General features: G+C 67.0%; 15 protein-coding genes. 11 read left to right on the forward strand and 4 right to left on the reverse strand.

The window, feature by feature from the left end:
* Positions 1 to 364: 364 nt before the first annotated feature.
* On the reverse strand, positions 365 to 1,570 hold the full coding sequence (locus OXG79_06855; GenBank protein MCY3783488.1) for an MFS transporter: 1,206 nt from the start codon (positions 1,568 to 1,570) through the stop codon (positions 365 to 367).
* A gap of 160 nt (positions 1,571 to 1,730) precedes the next feature.
* On the opposite strand from OXG79_06855, the gene OXG79_06860 reads away from it, so the two are divergent.
* Together OXG79_06860 and OXG79_06865 are read left to right on the forward strand one after the other, a co-directional pair.
* Positions 1,731 to 2,630: a hypothetical protein gene (locus tag OXG79_06860; protein MCY3783489.1), complete on the forward strand. Its 900-nt coding sequence runs from the start codon at positions 1,731 to 1,733 to the stop codon at positions 2,628 to 2,630.
* Between the two features lie 187 nt (positions 2,631 to 2,817).
* Positions 2,818 to 7,971 carry a RecQ family ATP-dependent DNA helicase gene (locus tag OXG79_06865; GenBank protein MCY3783490.1) on the forward strand — a complete coding sequence of 1,718 codons (5,154 nt, stop codon included), beginning with the start codon at positions 2,818 to 2,820 and terminating at the stop codon, positions 7,969 to 7,971.
* Between the two features lie 14 nt (positions 7,972 to 7,985).
* Here OXG79_06865 and OXG79_06870 read toward each other — a convergent pair whose 3' ends face one another.
* The gene (locus OXG79_06870) at positions 7,986 to 8,117 is read right to left on the reverse strand and encodes a hypothetical protein (protein ID MCY3783491.1); all 132 of its coding nucleotides are present in this window, start codon (positions 8,115 to 8,117) and stop codon (positions 7,986 to 7,988) included.
* Between the two features lie 178 nt (positions 8,118 to 8,295).
* Here OXG79_06870 and OXG79_06875 point away from each other — a divergent pair, with 178 nt between their 5' ends.
* Together OXG79_06875 and OXG79_06880 are read left to right on the forward strand one after the other, a co-directional pair.
* On the forward strand, positions 8,296 to 8,559 hold the full coding sequence (locus OXG79_06875) for a hypothetical protein (GenBank protein MCY3783492.1): 264 nt from the start codon (positions 8,296 to 8,298) through the stop codon (positions 8,557 to 8,559).
* Positions 8,556 to 8,954 (forward strand): type II toxin-antitoxin system VapC family toxin, encoded by a 399-nt coding sequence (locus tag OXG79_06880; GenBank protein ID MCY3783493.1) that lies wholly within the window; start codon positions 8,556 to 8,558, stop codon positions 8,952 to 8,954. The genes OXG79_06875 and OXG79_06880 overlap by 4 nt, the downstream gene beginning before the upstream one ends.
* Positions 8,955 to 9,018: 64 nt before the next feature.
* Here OXG79_06880 and OXG79_06885 read toward each other — a convergent pair whose 3' ends face one another.
* Positions 9,019 to 9,816: a phytanoyl-CoA dioxygenase family protein gene (locus tag OXG79_06885; protein ID MCY3783494.1), complete on the reverse strand. Its 798-nt coding sequence runs from the start codon at positions 9,814 to 9,816 to the stop codon at positions 9,019 to 9,021.
* A gap of 50 nt (positions 9,817 to 9,866) precedes the next feature.
* A complete protein-coding gene (locus tag OXG79_06890; GenBank protein MCY3783495.1) occupies positions 9,867 to 10,664 on the reverse strand; it encodes a hypothetical protein in 798 nt (265 codons plus the stop codon).
* A gap of 253 nt (positions 10,665 to 10,917) precedes the next feature.
* On the opposite strand from OXG79_06890, the gene OXG79_06895 reads away from it, so the two are divergent.
* The 7 genes from OXG79_06895 to OXG79_06925 are packed head-to-tail and all read left to right on the forward strand — an operon-like array spanning position 10,918 to position 19,019.
* Entirely contained in the window at positions 10,918 to 12,159 is a 1,242-nt protein-coding gene (locus tag OXG79_06895; GenBank protein ID MCY3783496.1) for an FAD-dependent oxidoreductase, read from the forward strand.
* An 8-nt stretch (positions 12,160 to 12,167) separates the two neighbouring features.
* Entirely contained in the window at positions 12,168 to 12,452 is a 285-nt protein-coding gene (locus OXG79_06900) for a sarcosine oxidase subunit delta (protein ID MCY3783497.1), read from the forward strand.
* Complete coding sequence (locus OXG79_06905) at positions 12,449 to 15,349, forward strand: 2Fe-2S iron-sulfur cluster-binding protein (GenBank protein ID MCY3783498.1); 2,901 nt, start codon at positions 12,449 to 12,451, stop codon at positions 15,347 to 15,349. Before OXG79_06900 ends, OXG79_06905 begins: the two co-directional genes overlap by 4 nt.
* Before the next feature lie 2 nt (positions 15,350 to 15,351).
* Positions 15,352 to 16,044, forward strand: a complete 693-nt coding sequence (locus tag OXG79_06910) for a sarcosine oxidase (GenBank protein ID MCY3783499.1) — start codon at positions 15,352 to 15,354, stop codon at positions 16,042 to 16,044.
* Between the two features lie 56 nt (positions 16,045 to 16,100).
* Positions 16,101 to 17,000, forward strand: a complete 900-nt coding sequence (locus OXG79_06915; GenBank protein MCY3783500.1) for a glutamine amidotransferase family protein — start codon at positions 16,101 to 16,103, stop codon at positions 16,998 to 17,000.
* Positions 17,001 to 17,004: 4 nt separating this feature from the next.
* On the forward strand, positions 17,005 to 17,688 hold the full coding sequence (locus OXG79_06920; GenBank protein ID MCY3783501.1) for a hypothetical protein: 684 nt from the start codon (positions 17,005 to 17,007) through the stop codon (positions 17,686 to 17,688).
* Positions 17,688 to 19,019 carry an FMN-binding glutamate synthase family protein gene (locus OXG79_06925; GenBank protein ID MCY3783502.1) on the forward strand — a complete coding sequence of 444 codons (1,332 nt, stop codon included), beginning with the start codon at positions 17,688 to 17,690 and terminating at the stop codon, positions 19,017 to 19,019. Before OXG79_06920 ends, OXG79_06925 begins: the two co-directional genes overlap by 1 nt.
* Positions 19,020 to 19,102: the final 83 nt, after the last annotated feature.

Genomic DNA, 19,102 nt, shown 5'->3' on the forward strand with positions numbered 1-19,102 from the left:
CTGGAACCCCGCCATGGCCAGCTAAACCCGTCACCGGCCACACAGTTGCTCTCCCACGGCGGGGAGAGGGAACCGGACGCACCCGCTCACCCCAGACCAAGTTTGGGCCACGCTCTCGCTCTCGCCCACACTAGGGAGAGGGAACCGGACGCATTCGGCGACGGGAGATCTCTGCGAATCCCCTTCGTCATTCCCGCGAAGGCACACCTTTTGCTCAATCCCTCCGTCATTCCGGCGACTGCCGGAATCCAGTCCGGCAGGACCTGGAAGCGCGCCGGACGCATGGCATCGGGCGGGTCTGAGACCCGCCCCTACCTGACCATTCGAAGGTCTCCGTGGTGGAGAGTGGGACCGGGACCTTTCCCTAGTCCACCGACGCGACGGACGATGGCTGGGGCCGGGCGCCGGGTGGACGGGCAACCACGGCCCCCACCAGGATCGCCAGGACGAACACCGGCAGCAGCATGAGCGCCAGCGCGACGATGCCAGCGGCGTCCATCAGCGCGCCGGCCGCGAGCGGCAGCAGCAGCGCCGAAGTCCCGGAGGACGCCTGTAGCGCCGCCACACCCCGTCCGGCATGTCGGGCCGGCACCCGGTCGGCCAGCAAAATCACGGGGGAGGTGGCGCCAAACCCGCCCATCGAATAGCAGAAGGCCGTGAGCCCGAGGAACGCCACGTGCGCGGGAAACAGCAGCACGAGGGTGCTCAGTAGGTTCATCACCACGGTTGCGCCGATAACGACCAGCCGGCCATAGCGGTCCATCAGGTGGCCGCCCGCAAACGTGGCTACGGCGCGGAGACCCGTGAGCAAGGAGAGCACCAGTCCCACCGTTGCCGGGTCGAGCTCCAGCGTCACCCCGCCGTAGAGCGGCAGGGCGACGGCCCGCAGCGTCGAAGCGCCGCCCCAGAGCAGGGCGCCGAACGCCAGCACGCCGGCGATCGCGCGCCACGACACCGGGCGGCCCGGTGCGGACCGCGTCTCATCCGCAGTGCTGGCAACCGGCTTTGCGTCGCGGATCAACGCAACCGCAATCACCGCGCCGATCACCGCCACGGCGGCCGCCATCACCAGGGCCGAGCGCCATCCGAGGGCGACCGCCAGACCTCCGGCGGCAACCGGGCTCGCCAGCATGCCGATCTGAAATCCCGTCAGCCCGCGCGAGATCGTGCGCCCACGGGCCGCCGGGGGCGCCAGCCGCACCAGGTGGGCCACGGAGGCGCTCTCGATGAACGCGGCGGCCATGCCCGACCCGAACACAGCGCCGACCAGGGCCCAGAACCCCGGCGCGGCGGCGGCGGCCAGCCCTCCCAACGCGAACGCGAGCGAAGCGATGGCGAGCAGTCGACGCGGACCCACGCGATCCGTCAAATAGCCCGCCGCCGGCGTGACGAGAACCCGGCTCAGCGAGGGAACGGCCACCAGCACGCTGAGCGTCGCGAAGTTGACGTCGAACTCCGCCTGGATCGGCACGAGCAACGGCCCGTAGACCGACGCCCCAAATGCCGTGGCCGCGATGATTCCGAACGTGGCGGCGACCTGGGAGACCTCAGGCGAACGGATTAGGGTCACGTGGCAGCGGTGCGGTCAATTTGAAGCGAGGGCGATGTCCTGGTGACGGTGGTGTAGATCGACCGACGACGTCAACCTTGTGCCGGTGCTCCAATCCACTTGGACGCCGGCTGCTACGCTCCCGCCGTCCGCTCAATCACGCGATTCCAAAGGCCCGATCATGCGCACCGGCAGCGGTCGATTTACCTACGACCTGGTTCCTGGCTGGGCCAAGATCCCGCCCAACATCTCCACCGGGTGGATCGGCGGCGTGGTGACCGACAGCCGCGGGCGGCTCTACTGCTTCGGCCGCGGCACGCATCCCATGTTGGTCTTCGACCGCGAGGGCTCGCTGGTGGATCACTGGGGCGACACGTTCGTCAGCCACGCGCACGGGGCGTTCATCGACGACGAGGAGCAGCTCTGGCTCACGGATCGCTTCGCCCAGGTCGTGTGGGTCTGCGACACGGCGGGTCAAGTGCTGCGCAAGATCGGCCTGCTGCACATCCGGTCCAGCGACGACGACTACCACATGAAGGGCGACCCGCCGCCGGGCGAGCCGCCGCGTTTCGACGGCTTCAACCACCCCACCAACACCCACCTGGCCGCCGACGGCACCGTCTTTATCTCCGACGGCTACCGCGCCGCCAAGTGCCACCGCTTCTCAGCGGCCGGTGTGATCGAGAAGTCCTGGGGCAGTCCCGGCAGCGGGCCGGGCGAGTTCGACCTGCCGCACGGCATCTGGGTCACCCGCGACGACCGTGTGCTCGTGGCCGACCGCGAGAACAGCCGCGTGCAAGTCTTCAATCGGGACGGCGATTTCCAGGAAGAGTGGACCGGCCTCCACCGCCCGACGGACTTCTTCGTGGACGAGGACGCCGACGCCATCTACGTCGCCCAGCTCGACGGACGCGTCTCGGTGCTCGATCTCGACGGCACGCGGATCACCCAGCTCGGCGAGCCCGGCACCGCCCCCGGCCAGTTCGGCGCCCCGCACGGCGTCTGGATCGACAACCAGGGCGCGCTCTACGTCTGCGAGGTCCAACGCGCCAACCGGCTGCACAAGTTCGTGCCGGTGTAGGACTGTCCACCAGACTTAACCGAAGCAAGGACCTTTACGAAAACTCTTGCCCTAGCACTGTAGACTCTAGTCAACTGAAGATTTGTTCACTTGCAACTGCCCTGTGGTGTTCGGACCTCGTCGAGTGCCTTGATCGCTGGGTGAGCAAGCTCCTGCGTGCCCTTCGCCGTGAGAGCATCGGTGATAAATGCGTTCCAAATATGGGACCACGACAAGAGAATCCACTTCCTCGGCTGACACCAGCAGCCGTCTATTGTCGCGTTGCCTCTCACTGGACCTTGAAGTCCGCGTCAAAGATCGACGCATCCGCGCGTTCGCGGGAGTACGTCCGGACACCGGTCAGTCTCTGACGCTCTCTGTAGAGCACAACAGACTCGCTGGTGCATTAGCCAAGCTGGACAACCTTGCCGCAGGCGCGGAGTTCCTGCTGGGCCACAACCTCATCGAATTCGACTTGCCCCATCTAAAGGCTGCGAGTCCAAGCCTCAAACTGTTGCGGCTGCCAGCGGTGGACACGCTCAGGCTTAATCCCCTGGCGTTTCCGCGCAATCCTTACCACCACCTCGTCAAGCACTACCAGGACGGCAAACTCAAGCGCGGGCGCCGAAACGACCCGGAGTTGGACGCCAGATTGACGCTTGAGGTCTTCGCCAATCAGCAAAGGGCGCTGCGCGAAGCACCGGCTGACCTCTTGACGGCCTGGCATTGGCTCACCACGCAGGAAGATGGCGCGGGATTTGACAGGGTATTCGCCTCATTGCGTGGTGCGCGAAGACCATCCGACGTAGTGGCGCATGATGCGATTCGGGCACGTTTCGCCGGCAACGCCTGTCAGACACATGCACACGACGTCATGGCGAATGTCACCCGACACGGTTGGGCGCTGGCCTATGCGCTGGCATGGATGTCAGTGTCCGGGGGCACCTCGGTAGTGCCTCCCTGGGTGCGGCATCAGTTCCCCGAAGCGGGTCGGCTGGTGCGCCGACTACGTGACTCCGCCTGCGCCGATTCCGCTTGTGGATGGTGCCGGGATCGGCACGACGCCGGCAAAGAGCTTGCCCGCTGGTTCGGTTTTTCCGATTTCCGTCCTGAGCCGACGGACGAGATTGGGCGGCCCATGCAACGGTCCATCGTCGAGGAGGCAATGGCAGGGAAGCATGTGCTCGGGATACTGCCCACCGGGGCTGGAAAGTCGCTCTGCTACCAGGTCCCAGCGCTATCCCGCTATGACAAGACCGGCGCTCTGACAGTCGTGATTTCACCTCTGGTCGCCCTCATGGCGGATCAGGTCCAAGGACTCGAAGCGAGAGGCATTGGTTCCTGCGTCACCATCAACGGGCTTCTGTCCATGCCGGAGCGATCCGATGCTCTGGACCGGGTGCGGCTGGGAGACGCCAGCATCCTGATCATCTCGCCGGAGCAGCTTCGCAGCGTGTCCACGCGCCGCGTCCTCGACCAACGCGAGATCGGCTCCTGGGTGCTGGACGAGGCCCACTGCCTCTCCAAGTGGGGCCACGACTTCCGGCCCGACTACCGTTATGTGGGCCGCTACATGCGAGAGCGAGCGGGGAAAGGGCCGGTGCCGCCGGTGCTTTGCCTGACTGCGACGGCCAAGCCCGACGTGAAGACCGAGATCGTGGACTACTTCCAGCAAGAACTCGGCATCGAGCTGAAGGTCTTCGACGGCGGCGCACGGCGTACCAACCTGGAATTCGTGGTGGTGCAGACGAGTGGCGAAGGGCAGTTCTCCGACATTCATCAGGTCATAGAGGCCGATCTGCCGACAGAGCTGCCGGGCGGCGCCATCGTCTATTGCGCGACCCGGCGGCAGGCCGAAGAGGTTGCGGAGTTCTTGCAGGCGAAAGGCATGGATGCGAACCACTTCCATGCAGGACTGCCGCCGGAGACCAAGAAGAACGTCCAGGAGCGTTTCATCCGCGGCGATCTGCGAGCCATCGTCGCCACTAACGCCTTCGGCATGGGCATCGACAAGCCGGACGTGCGGGTCGTGATCCACGCCGACATACCAGGTTCCTTGGAAAACTACCTCCAGGAAGCGGGGCGCGCCGGACGGGACCAGCAGAGGGCGCGCTGCGTGCTGCTCTTCTCAGCGGATGACGTGGAGCGGCAATTCGGCATGTCGGCCCGTTCCCGGCTTACGCGACGCGAAATCCACGGCGTGCTGAGGGCGCTGCGGAATCTCGACCGGAGGAAGCGCTTGGGCGGCGAAGTGGTGGCCACGGCGGGCGAAATCCTGGGTGAGGATGACGAGCAGGCGTTCGAGCGAGACTCCGCCACCGACGACACCCGAGTGCGCACCTCAGTGGCCTGGCTGGAGGAAGCGGTGCTGCTGACCCGGGAGGAAAACAAGGTTCAGGTGTTCCCGTCCTCTTTGCGGGTGAGTTCGGTGGAAGAGGCGAGCTTCAAGCTCGAAAAGGCGCCAATCGCGGATGCCGACCGCCGCCAACTGCTGGCCATTGCCGAGTCGCTCATCGAGGCTGACGCCGACGAAGGCATCTCCACCGACGAGTTGATGGCCGCATCGGGCCTGAACTCCGAGGGCGTGCGGGCGGCGCTCCACGATCTGGAGCGATTGGGCATCGCCCGCAACGACACGGTGTTGACGGCCTTCGTCCACACAGGGGTGCGGCGCGCCTCCCGGGCACGCTTTGAGCAGGCGACGGCACTTGAGCGAGGCCTTATCGACCTCCTGCGGGAGACGGCGCCGGACATGGAAAAGGGCGACACGTTCCCCCTGCATCTCCGCCTCGCCACCCAGCGGCTGAAGGACGACGGCCATAACTACGCGCTGCCGGAACTCCTGCGGCGCATCGTCCGCAGCATTGCCGCTGACGGCCGGGGCGAGGGCGGCGGTGGGGGAAGCCTGGGAGTGCGTGGGCGCGATGCAGAGACCGTGCAGGTGACGTTGCAGCGCGAATGGACGGCGTTGGAGAAGACCGCCGAACTGCGACGCGCGGCCGCAGGGCGTCTGTTGGACCACCTGCTTGCCTGCCTGCCGTCGGGACGCCGAGGGACGGACTTGCTGGCCGAGACGACCCTGGGAAAGCTGCGGCAGGCCATCGAGTCCGACTTGGTCCTCAAGAGCGAGGTCAGAGACCCCGCCAGGCTGATGGACCGTGCGCTTCTGTGGCTGCACGAACAGGAAGTCATACGCCTGAACAAGGGCCTGACCGTATTCCGTCCAGCCATGACCATCCGCCTGAGGCCGGAAACACGACGCTTTGCCCAGGCCGACTTCGCACCCCTCAAGCTCCACTACGACGAGCAGGTGCTGCAAATCCACGTCATGGCCGAGTATGCGGCGAAGGGTCTTGGCTCCATGGCCGACGCTCTGAGTTTGGCCATGGACTATTTCAGGTATAGCCAAGCGGAGTTTCTGAGGCGATGGCTACCCGACAGGGAGCGGGAAATCTCGCGCCAGACCACGCCCGAATCGTGGCGAGCAATCGTCGAGAGCTTGAACAATCCCATCCAGCGCCGCATCGTTGCGGACGACCGGGAGCAGACGAACGTGCTCGTGCTGGCGGGCCCGGGCTCCGGCAAGACGCGGGTGCTGGTGCACCGCATCGCCTACCTGATTCGCGCCAGGCGCGAGAAGCCTCGCGGCATCCTGGCCCTCGCCTACAACAGGCACGCAGCGGTCGAAATACGGCGACGCCTCGCGGACCTCATAGGCGACGATGCCAAGGGCGTGCTGGTGCTCACCTGCCACGCGCTGGCCATGCGGCTGGTCGGCGCTAGCTTTTCGGGGCGGGCAAATCGACTGGATGACGGTGAATTCCAGGAGATTCTCAAGCAGGCGGCTGCCTTGCTGCGTGGGGAGGGATTGCCGTCCGACGAAGCGGACGAGTATCGATCCCGATTGTTGGCTGGCTTCCGCTGGATCCTGGTGGATGAGTATCAGGACATTGGCCTCGACCAGTATGAACTGATCTCGGCTCTGGCCGGCAGAACCCTCGCGGAGGAAGACGACAGGATCAGCCTCTTCGCGGTGGGCGACGACGATCAGAACATCTACGCCTTCAACGGCTCGTCGGTGGAGTTCATACGACGTTTCGAAGCGGACTATGGAGCCAAGCCGGCCTATCTCACCGACAACTACCGCTCCACCGGACATATCGTCACGGCCGCCAACACCGTAATCGAGCCTGCCCGGCAACGGATGAAGACCGGTCACCCCATCCACGTAAACCGTGCCCGGGAGAATGACCCCCAAGGCGGGGCATGGGCTGAACGTGATCCGGTCGCCGGCGGTCGAGTGCAGATCTTGCCGGCGGGAGACGATCCCATCTCACAGGCTCAGGTAACGGTAGCCGAGCTGAAGCGGTTGTCAGGACTCGCGCCGAACTGGGACTGGTCCACCTGCGCGGTGGTGGCTCGTGAGTGGAGCTACTTGGATCCGGTGCGCAGCCTCTGCGAACTCGAGGGGATTCCGGTTCAGATGGGGAATGAGGAGTTTACGGGAGTCTGGCACCTGCGGGAGACGCAGGCGCTCCTGAGCTGGGTTCGAAGGCGGGACTCAAAGTTGGTAGCGAGCGCGAATCTGAACGACTGGCTGGTCGGGCAACCCTCGGGCCCTTGGACCGACCTGCTGGGTGAGGCCATTGACGAGTGGGGGTTGGAAACCGGCGGCGCGGAAACGTCGGTGAGTCACTTCATCGAATGGCTGGCGGAGTGGGGACGGGAAGTGCGTCGACGCCAGCGCAGCCTCCTTCTACTGACCGCGCATCGCGCCAAGGGCTTGGAGTTCGACCACGTGGTCGTGTTGGACGGAGGTTGGGACCGCGCGGGACGTGGTGAGGATGCCGATGCCCCGCGCCGTCTGTACTACGTTGCCAAGACTCGCGCACGGGAGACGCTTGCCCTGGCGCGCTTTTCGGGGTCGCACCCGCTCCAAGACGACTTAATGGGCAGCTCGTCAATACTGCTCCGCCCATCGCCCACCGAACTCCCGGCAGCAGCCCCGGAACTGACGCGTCGCTATCGGCGGCTCAGCCTGCGTGACGTCTTTCTCAGCTTCGCGGGATACAAGCATCGTGATCATCCCGTGCATCGCGCCATTGCCTCTCTCTCGCCCGGCGACAGGCTGGAGGTGCGAATCGGCTCGAATCGCTGGGAGCTGCTTGATCGCGACGGGACGGTCGTCGGGCGGCTCGCTCGTGGTTTCGAGGCCCCCGACGGCGTGCGTTGCACGTTCGCCAGGGTCTTGGCCGTCGTCACATGGGACCGGGAGCGCTCTGAAGCGGAATTCCGGGACCGTCTTCAGTGCGATGCGTGGGAAGTGGTGGTGCCGGAGCTGGTGTTCGAGCCCGCCTCGTAGTCCCACCTCCCCTATCATCGGACCTCGATCAGTTCGCTTTCGGCAGCACCCAGTTCGGCGAGCCCGGCCCCGGCCCCGGCCAGTTCGGGGCGCCGCACGACGTCTGGATCGACGACCAGGGCGCGCTCTACGTCTGCGAGGTCCAACGCGCCAACCGGCTGCATAAGTTCGTGCCGGCCTAGACCCGTCCGCCAAGCGACTCCGGATAGCGGGATGGTGGCCGCGCCAGTCTTTGCATTCACCCTTCAAGTCGTAGTCTCAGCGTTGATGAGTGATACGATGACTCATAGTGACTCACTTTGTGACTCAGATGGGTGATCTGAAGTGCACCAACTCACGGTTAGAGGCTTCGACGACGAATTGAGCCGCCGGCTGCGCCGGCTTGCAAAGCGTGATGGGATCTCCCTAAATCAGGCCGCGCTCAAGTTGCTGCGAAAGGGAGCCGGGCTCACGGACGGTGCCGGAGGCGCGGATGTCATCGGCGATTCCCTGGATCATCTGATAGGGACCTGGTCTGCGGACAGAGCGGATGAACTGGATGCTGCGCTGCGCGAGTTCGACACCATCGACGAGTCGCTCTGGCGGTGACGGGTCTGCTGGACGCCAATGCCTACTCGCTGCTCGTGCGCGGGCACAAGCAGGTTATGGACATAGTTCGCAGTGCCGAGGAAATCCTGCTCTCGGCGGTTGTGGTTGGCGAATTGATGCATGGCTTTCGTCTGGGGTCGCACTTCCACAGCAATCTCGCCGACCTTCGTGCGTTTCGAAATAGCCCGTACGTTTCCTTCGTTCCAGTGGGGGAGGTAACCGCGGACCGCTACGCCAGAATTGCGGCGGCGCTGCGAGCGAAGGGTCGCCCCATTCCGACCAACGATGTGTGGATTGCGGCCCACGCCATGGAGACTGGCGCCGACTTGATTTCAGCTGATCGACACTTCGCGCACGTTGACGGGATTGCCTGGGTCCCAATAGCGGTGGATTGAGCTTGCGAAGGGCGCTAGCTGACAGAGCCAGCCACTTGCATTGGAGCGTAGCGCTCGGTGATGCCTAGCCCGACCCGCCGTCTGTAATCCGCGCGGACGCCAGCAGCTCTTTGCCCCGATTCGATAGCTCATCGAACTGGGCGCCGGTCATCTCGACCCAGTGGCCCGAGTAGTACCAGGGGCGCGTGTAGACCAGGCACAGTTCCGGGCGCGCGTGGTCGGAGCGGTTGGGCGTGCCGCGGTGCAGTGGGCGCGGGTCCTGCATCCAGATCGAGCCCTTCTTGAGGTTGAGCCGCCTGGGCCTGAAGTCTCCCGCCTCTAGTACGTCGTTGTAGCGGCCTTGCAGGCTGGGATCGGCCAGGTACTGCGTGCCCGGCAGGATTTCGAAGCTGCCGTTTTCCTCGAACGTGTCGACCAGCGGAATCTTGGCGCTCACCGTGTCGCAGGTCTGGGTGCCGATGTGCGGCGTCGTGAGCGCCATGTCGCGATGCCACCGCTGATAAGTGCTGTCGGGATAGGGGTTGTTCGACGTGTAGCCCGTCAGTTGGTAGTCCGACACGCCCCAATAGCGGTCCATGAACGCCAACACCGTGGGGTGCTGGTAAACGGCGGGATCTGAGAAAGGCATGGCCCAGGGCAGGTCGACCGTGTAGCGGTTGGGATATCCGAGTCGCCCGCGGCCCGTGGCCAGTTCGCCCGAAAGCTCCCGCGAGTTGCGCGCGCGCACGGCCTCCAGCAGGGGCATGAACGCCGCGTGGAGGGCGTCCACCACCTCCACCGGGAGCGCGTTTTCGAACACCGTAAAGCCGTTGATGCGGTACTCGGCGACGCGCAGGTCGAGATCGTCGTGCGTTGCGTTCATTGTGCGGCCCGTTCGCTCGCGCCGGATGCGGCGAGCTTAGCGCGCGGCTGCTACGTGGGATCCGGCACTTCGAAGAGGAAGCCCTCGATCTCGATGTTGAGCCCGGTCAAGCCGAGCGGCACGTCGAAAACGACGCTCACTCTCGCTTCCTTGCCGGCAGGCAGACTCTCCACCAGGTAGAGCGGGCGGCCTCGTTCGATGTCGGGCACCATGCCCGTCAGCGCGTTCGTCCCCAGGTTGCTCACGGCAATCTCCTCACCGTCGGCGGTGAGCAGAACGATGTTGGCCTTGGCGATCGTGATGAACGACGACGATTCGTTCTTGAAGTGCATGTTCACGAGCTTGAAGACGCCGTTCTTTGGCTTGAACGGGGAGCCGGTGAACTGCTTCAACTCGGGCAGGTTGGCCACTCCAACCAGGGTGACCTCGAACCCCGTGGCGTCTACTTGAGAGTCTCCGGCCGTCGGCAGGCCGGTGCGTGAGACTGCTGCCTGCTGCTCGACCTCGACCCGCGCCTGCGCTCGCACCTCGGCGTAGATCGCCACGGTCGGTGTGGCCTCGGGCGCGGCCGCGTCGGTTGCGGCCGCCGCGGCCGCGGTGGACTCGGTGCTCGGCGTTTGCGCGGCCGGTGTGGCCGGACGGGCGGTAATCGCCGCAGCCGCTGTGCGAGCGGCGGCTTGGGCGGCGACCGTCGCCACGGGCGTTGCATCAGCCGCGTCCGCCGCCTCGTCGCCGGGACCCTGCGCGAGCACGACCACTGCGATCACAACCGCAATAACCACAATCAGCGCGATCAGCGCCAAGTAGAACTTCGGGACGCTGCGCACATATCGACCGATCGTGGCCACGGTGCGATCTCCTTGAATTCCCGCGCGCCAACGTAGTTGCCTGCCGCCGGTTAGCGCTCCACGCGTTGCCTGCCGTCCCCGCCCACCGCGAGACCGGCTCCCGATTATGCCTGCCGGCGCCGCGGCGCTGGGAGCGCGATATCATCGGGCGCCTTCCGAAAGATGCGGCGTATGGCCGGTTGCGATTCCCTGCCGTGTCTCAAGCGCGATTTGATCGGCGGTTCCCCGTCGCACCCGACAGCGTCGCTTAGCCATGCCGCTCGGCTTGCTGAAATACGGACTGCGACCGCGCCGCCCGCCTGACCGGTTTCTTCCGCCTCGCCCGGAGCTCAAGCGCGCCTACGACACCGTGATCATCGGCGGCGGCGGCCACGGACTCGCCGCGGCCTACTACCTGGCGACCGAGCACGGCATCACGGACATCGCGGTGCTCGACAAGGGCTATCTCGGCGGCGGCAACACGGGACGCAACACCGCCATCGTGCGGGCCAACTATCTGACCGAGGAAGGCGTGCAGTTCTACGCCGAGTCACTGGACCTCTGGCGCGGGCTGAGCAACGAGCTCGACTTCAACCTGCAGTACACCGAGCGCGGCCACCTGACGTTGGCGCACGCCGACTCGGCCATCCGAACCATGCGCTGGCGCGCCGAGGTCAACAAGCACTTCGGCGTCGATTCCGAGCTGATCTTCCCCGACGAGATCGCCAAGCTGGCGCCGGGCCTCGATCTTTCGTCCGACGTGCGGCATCCGGTGCTGGCGGCGCTGTATCACCCGCCCGGCGCCACCGCACGGCACGACGCCGTGGTGTGGGCCTACGCCGCGCGCGCCGCCGCGCAGGGCGTCGAGCTGCACTCCGACACGGAAGTTACGGGAATCCAGGTTGAGAGCGGTCGCGTGGCTGGCGTCGAGACCTCGCGCGGGAACATTCGGTGCAACCGCGTGCTCCAGGCGGTCGCCGGGCAGAGTTCGCTGGTTGCGGCCATGGCCGGTTTTCGCCTGCCGATCCACACCGTGCCGCTGCAGGCCTGCGTCTCGCTGCCACTCAAGCCCTGGCTCGATCCCATCGTGGTATCGGGGAGTCTCCACGTCTACATCTGGCAATCGGCGCGGGGCGAAGTGGTCATCGGCGGCGCCACCGATCCCTACGGGCTCTACGCCAACCGGTCGACGCTGGAATTCGCCGAGGGCACCCTGCTGCCGGTGCTCGAGCTGTTTCCGTTCCTCGCTAACGTCAAGATGCTGCGCCAGTGGGCCGGCATGTGCGACATGACGCCCGACTTCAGCCCGGTCATGGGCGTCACCCCGGTCGAGAATCTGTACATCGACGCGGGCTGGGGCACCTGGGGCTTCAAGGCCACGCCGGTCTGCGGCAAGCGGATGGCGGAGCTCGTTGCCACCGGGCGCACGCCCGACCTTCTGCAGCCGTTTCGACTCAGCCGCTTCGCCGAATTCGAGCAGGTCGGCGAAAAGGGCGCGGCGTCGGTGGGCCATTAGGTGCGCGCATGAAGGTCATGCCCTGCCCGCTCAACGGACCGCGCCCGATCCAGGAGTTCACCTGCGGCGGCGAGGTCGTCGCGGCGCCCGATCCCGACCAGGCCGACGCCGAAGCCTGGGCCGACTATCTCTTCCTGCATGACAACGCCGCCGGAATCGTGCGCGAGTGGTGGTATCACGTGCCCACGAGCTTCTGGTTCATCGCCGACCGCGACACGGTCACCGATGAGATCGTGCGCACCTTCCTGCCCCGCGAGCTCTTCGGCCCCGACGCTCGCCAAGACCAGCCATGACGCGCGAGCGCCTGCCGCCGCCGGCCGGCAGCCGGATCGACCGCACCCGGCCCGTGACGTTCGAATTCGAGGGACGTGACTACACGGGCTATGCGGGCGACACCATCACCAGCGCGCTGGCCGCGAACGGTGTGTGGTGCCTGTCGCGTTCCTTCAAGCTGCATCGGCCGCGAGGGTCGTTTGGCTTCGCCGGCGACGAGGCGGGCTCCCTGGTCCAGCTCGAAACCGAGCCCAACGTGCACGCCGACACGCGCGCGATCGAACCCGGCCTGCGAGTGCAGGCGCAGAACACCGTCGGCGGCCTTGAGAGGGACTGGGCAGCCCTGCTTGGACATTTCGAGCGCTTCCTGCCCGTGGGGTTCTACTACAAGGCCTTCTACAAGCCGCGCGGCGTCTGGAACTGGTGGGAGAAGATCATCCGCCGCACGGCCGGCCTCGGGCGCGTCGACCGGACGTGGGCGCCCGAGTACTTCGACAAGGCGTACGCCACCTGCGACGTTGCGATCATCGGCGGCGGTGCGGCGGGACTGTCCGCCGCAGCCGCGTGCGGTGCTCAGGGCCTAGACGTGCTGCTCATCGAACGTGAGCCCGAGCTGGGCGGCTGGCTCACCTACGGGCGGCTAGAAGCCGGCGACGGCGCCCTTGACGACCTGCGCCGGCGCGTTGAAGCCCTGCCATCGGTCCGCGTGATGACCTCGGCAACCTGCACCGGCTGGTACGGCGACAACTGGCTGGCCGTGGCGCAGGGCAATCGCCTGCACAAGGTCCGCGCCGGGGCCGTCATCGCCTGCACCGGTGGCACGAGCCAGCCGGCCGTCATCCGCAACAACGACCTGCCGGGCATCGTGTCGGCGACTGCCGCGCAGCGCCTGATCCGGCACTTCGGAGTTCGGCCGGGCCTGCGCGCCGTGGTGCTGACGGTCAACGACGAGGGCTACGCCGCGGCGCTCGATCTGGCCGAGCACGGAATCGACGTGGCCGCTGTGGTTGACTGCCGCCTTGATGCGCCGACCGGCCGGATGGCGTCCGAAGCCGAAGCGTGCGGGCATCGAATCCTGTTCGGCCACACCGTGCGCGAGGCATGGCGCGATCCGCAGCGCCTGCAGATCGGCGGCGTGCTGGTCACTCGCGTCACCGGACCCGGCGCATGCGCCGCCGACGGAGAACGGATCGACTGCGACCTGCTGGTCGTGGCCGCGGGCGTGTCGCCCGCCGGAGGTCTGCTGGCGCAGGCCGGCGCGAAGTTTCGGCCCGACGGGCACGGCGCGGTGCCGCGTCTGGCGTCGCTGCCGGATCACGCATTCGCCGCCGGCGTCGTTGCCGGAGCATCGACGGTGGAACTGGCCCTGGCGCAAGGCGAACACGCCGCTGGGGCGGCCGCCGCAGACCTGTCGGGCTCCGCTGCCGATGCCTCGGCGATCTCCGCTCGACCCGATGCCGATGAATCGAGTGCGACGTGGCCCGTATTTCCGCACCCGCACGGCCACGAGTTCGTCGACCTCGACGAGGACGTGACCGTGCGCGAGATCGAGGACGCCCTGGCGGAGGGCTACGAGGACATCGAGCTCCTCAAGCGATACTCGACCGTGGGCATGGGCCCAAGCCAGGGCCGCCTTTCCGCCATCGCGACGGCCGCGGTCACGGCGGCGGCCCGCGACACCACCTCGGCCAAAATCGGCGCCACGACAACTCGCCCGCCGACTCACCCCACGCGCTTCGGTCTGTTCGCCGGCCGTGGGTTCCAACCCGTGCGGCACACGCCTATGCACGGCTGGCACGTCGACGCGGGCGCGCAGATGATGACCGCTGGCCTCTGGATGCGCCCGGCCTACTACGGGCGCTCGGATGAGCGCGCCGATGCCATTGCCGACGAGGTTTTGGCGGTTCGCTGCGCGGTGGGCCTGATCGACGTCTCCACGCTCGGCGGCTTCGATATCCGCGGGCCTGACGCGGTGGAGTTTCTCGAACGCGCCTATACCCCATCATTCCGCCGTTTGCGCGCGGGCCGCACCCGCTATGCGCTGCTGACTGATGAGCAGGGCATCGTCGTCGACGACGGCGTGGCGGCCAGATTGGGACCCGACCACTACTACGTGACGGCCAGCACGTCGGGTGCGGAGCAGCTCTATCCCCTGCTGCTCTGGTACCAGGCGCAGTGGCAGCTCGACGTCGATATTGCGGACGTCACCCCGGCCTATGGCGCCATCAACATCGCCGGACCGAAGGCCCGCCGCGTCCTGGAGAAGCTGGGGACGGATATCGACCTGTCGCCCGAGTCATGTCCCTATCTCGCCGCACGCACCGGCACGCTGGCGGGCGTGGACGTGCGTCTGCTGCGGATCGGCTTCGTCGGGGAGCTGGGCTACGAGATTCACCCGCCCGCGTCCCAGAGCCTGGGGCTGTGGGAGGCGCTGATTGACGCCGGCCGCGAGTACGGCATCCGACCCTTTGGCGTGGAGGCCCAGCGCGTCCTGCGGCTGGAAAAGGGTCACGTGATCGTCACCCAAGACACCGACGGTCTCACCCATCCGCACGAGGTCGACCTGGGTTGGGCGCTGGGCCGCCGCAAGTCCTTCTTTATCGGCAAACGCTCAATCGAAATCCTGCGTGAAAAGGGCCTTTCCCGCCGGCTCGTTGGTTACGCCGTGTCCGACCGCCGCGCCACCGTGCCCGACGAAGGCCACCTCGTCGTGCGGGACGGCGAGATCACGGGTCGTGTCACGTCGTCGGCGTGGTCGCCGGTCCTCGATCAGGCCATCGGTCTGGCCTACGTGGCGCCCGACCAGGCCGAGGTCGGCAGCATCATCACCATCAAGGCGGCGCGGGGACGGCTGGTCGAGGCCGAGGTCGCGCGGCTGCCGTTCTACGACCCCGACAACACCAGGCAGGGCATGTAGCCGTGATTGAGTCACGCAGCCCGATCGATGACGCCCTGCGAGCCGCCGGAGGCACGTTTGGCGAGCACGCCGGCGTGACCGTCGTGACCGACTTCGGCGATCCCGGCGGCGAGGCCGCCGCGGCCCGCCGGCTGGGCCTGGTCGACCTCTCGCCGTTGCCGCGCGTGGGATTTCGGGGTCCCGGCGCGCGGGAGTGGCTCACCGCCCAGGGCGTCGACCTTCCGGACAAACCCAACCAAGCGAGTGTCCAGCCGGACGGCGCAATCGCGATCACGCGGTCATGGACCGAGGTGCTGGTGCTTGGGGCAATCCAGGGCGCCGACAGCCTCTGCGCCCGCCTCGAAGCGGGCGCGGCGGACGCCCATCGTGCTCGTGCCTACCCGCTGCCTCGATTTGACGGGATGTTCTGGTTCGCCCTCACGGGCGCGTCTGCTGCCGAGTGCCTGGCGAAGGTGTGCGGCGTCGACATGCGTGAGCCGGCATTCCCCGTCGGCTCGGTCGCGCAGACCTCGGTGGCCCGGCTGAGCGCGGTCATCGTGCGCGTTGAAGTAGGCGAAACGCCGGTGTTCCACCTGCTCGGCGACAGCGCCTCGGCCGACTACGCCTGGGGCTCGCTGCTCGATGCGATGCAGGAGTTCGACGGCAAGCCCGTCGGCCTATGCGCGCTGCACGCGCTGGCCCGTGAATTCAAGTAGCATCGCGGGTTGCGCGGCGGCCCCACCGGGCCGAACCTGATCGGGACCCTGGCCACATGTGCGGCATCGTTGGGTTGTTCCTCAAGCAGGAATCGCTGGAGCCATCGCTGGGTGAATGGCTCGAGCCCATGCTCGTGGCCATGGCCGACCGCGGTCCCGACAGCGCCGGGTTCGCGATCTACCACGACCCCGCTCCCGACGGCGCCCTCAAGCTCACCCTCTATCACCCCGAAACCGGCTTCGACTGGGAGGCACTTGCGGAAGGGCTCGGCACGGCGTTTGCGGGGCGTGTCGATCTGCATGTACGCGTGACGCATGCCGTGATCGTGGTCAACGCCACGGAAGCCGAAGCGCGCGCCTGGCTTCGAGGCCACCACCCGGAGGTGCGCATCACCAGCGTCGGCGCCGAGATTGAGATCTACAAGGAGAAAGGGCTGCCCGACGACGTGGCCGGGAGCTACGCCATCGGCGAGATGACCGGTTCGCACGCGTTGGCGCACACCCGCATGGCCACCGAGAGCGCCGTGACCACCGAGCACTCGCACCCGTTCTCGACCGGGCGCGACCTTTGTCTGGTGCACAACGGCTCGCTGTCCAACCACAACCGGTTGCGCCGCGAGCTTGAGCGCCAGGGCATGACCTTTCAGACCGACAACGACAGCGAGGTCGCCGCCGGCTACCTCACGCATCGCATGGCCGAAGGCGCGTCTCTGGAAGAAGCGCTCGAATCGAGCCTGGAAGATCTCGACGGCTTTTTCACGTTCGCCATCGGCACGCGCGACGGCTTCGCCGTCCTGCGTGACGGCATCGCGTGCAAGCCCGCGGTGCTGGCCGAAACCGACCAGTGGGTGGCGATGGCGTCCGAGTACCGCTCCATCGCCCATCTGCCGGGGGCCGCGGGCGCGCGGATCTGGGAGCCCGCGCCGGCGACGGTCTACGCCTGGTCGCGCAACTGACCGGATGATCACCGTCGATCTCAATCGCGTTGACATCCGCGAGCTAAATCAACGCCTGCACAATCTGAACGGCGACGACGGGCGGACCCCGTGGCGCATCGTCGGCCCGGACGGCCGGCACTCCATCGCCGTGGGCCTCAACGCGCCGTTGTCGGTGTCAATCGAAGGGCACGTGGGCTACTACTGCGCCGGCATGAACCAGCACGCCGAAGTCACGGTTCGCGGACACGCCGGGCCGGGCCTGGCCGAAAACATGATGTCCGGCACGGTGCGTGTCACCGGCAACGCCAGCCAGGGGGCCGGCGCCTCGGCGCACGGTGGCCTGCTGGTGATCGAGGGCGACGCCAGCTCTAGGTGCGGCATCTCCCTCAAGGGCGGCGACATCGTCGTGGGCGGCTCGGTCGGCCACATGAGCGCGTTCATGGCCCAGGCGGGCCGCCTGGTCGTGTGCGGCGACGCCGGCGCGGGACTCGGCGACTCGATCTACGAGGCCGAGCTGTACGTCGCCGGATCAGTCGGTGGCCTGGGCGCGGATTGCGTGGAGAAAGACATGACCGACGACCACCGCCGCCGCCTGGCCGAGCTGCTGTGCCGCGCCGGTATCGACGCCGACCCCGGGTCGTTTCGCCGCTACGGCTCGGCCCGCACGCTGTACAACTTTCACGTCGATCACGCAGGCACCTACTGATGGCCGAGCCGTCCGACCCCGGCGTCCTGCGCGAGTCTGCGACGTTTCCGCCCGAGACGATCGCCGAGATCCAGCGCGCGGCGTCCGAGGGCCTCTACGACATTCGCGGTTGGGGTGCCAAGCGGCGGCTTCCCACCTTCGACGACCTGCTCCTGCTGGGAGCCTCACTGTCGCGCTACCCGCTGGAGGGCTATCGCGAGCGCTGCGACACCAACGTGACCCTGGGCACGCGCTTCGCCAAGCAGCCGATCGAGCTCAAGATTCCCGTCACCATCGCCGGCATGAGCTTCGGGTCGCTCAGCGCCAATGCCAAGGAAGCGCTCGGCATGGCTGCCACCGAAATGGGCACCAGCACCACCACCGGCGACGGCGGCATGACCGACGAGGAGCGCGTCGCCTCCAAGACGCTGGTCTACCAGGTGCTGCCGTCGCGCTACGGGCTCAATCCCGATGATTTGCGCCGCGCCGACGCCATCGAGATCGTCGTGGGCCAGGGCGCCAAGCCCGGCGGGGGCGGCATGCTGCTTGGGCTGAAGGTGAGCGACCGCGTGGCCGACATGCGCACGCTGCCGGCCGGCATCGACCAGCGCAGCGCCAGCCGTCACCCCGACTGGACCGGCCCCGACGACCTGACGATCAAGATCCGCGAGCTGCGCGAGATTACCGACTGGCAAAAGCCGATCTACGTGAAGATGGCCGCCACGCGCGTGCAATACGACGTCCAGCTGGCGGTCAAGGCCGGCGCGGACGTGATCGTCCTCGACGGTATGCAGGGCGGCACGGGCGCGACGCAGGACATCTTCATCGAGCACGTCGGCATCCCGACCCTGCCGGCCGTGCGCCAGGCCACCGACACGCTGCAAGAGCTGGGCATGCATCGCAAGGTGCAGCTGGTGGTGTCGGGCGGGATTCGCAGCGGGGCCGACGTGGCGAAAGCCCTCGCCCTCGGCGCGGATGCGGTTTCCATCGGTGTCGCCGCGCTCATTGCCCTCAACTGCAACCGCCCGCTGTACCTGGAGGACTATGCGGCCCTGGGCACCGCCCCCGGCTACTGTCACCACTGCCAGACCGGCCGCTGTCCAGTCGGCGTCACGACCCAGGACCCGGAGCTCGAAGCACGGCTGGAGCCGAAGGCCGCGGCACGGCGGGTGCGCAACTACCTGTCCACCATGGTCCTCGAAGCCCAAACTCTGGCGCGAGCCTGCGGCAAGTCGCACATGCTCAATCTCGAGCCGGAGGACCTCGTGGCGCTCACCCCCGAAGCCGCGGCGATGGCGCGGGTGCCACTGGCCGGCACGAATTGGATTCCTGGCCTCGGCGCCTCGGACTAGCCGCGGTCACCTGAACCGTCGGGCAGCCCGCGCGCAATTCGCGCTACCGTAAGCCTCGATACCCGACCCGGCGCGTACGCAGA

The sequence above is a fragment of the Chloroflexota bacterium genome, from assembly GCA_026706485.1.
Lineage (GTDB): Bacteria > Chloroflexota > UBA11872 > UBA11872 > UBA11872 > JAJECS01.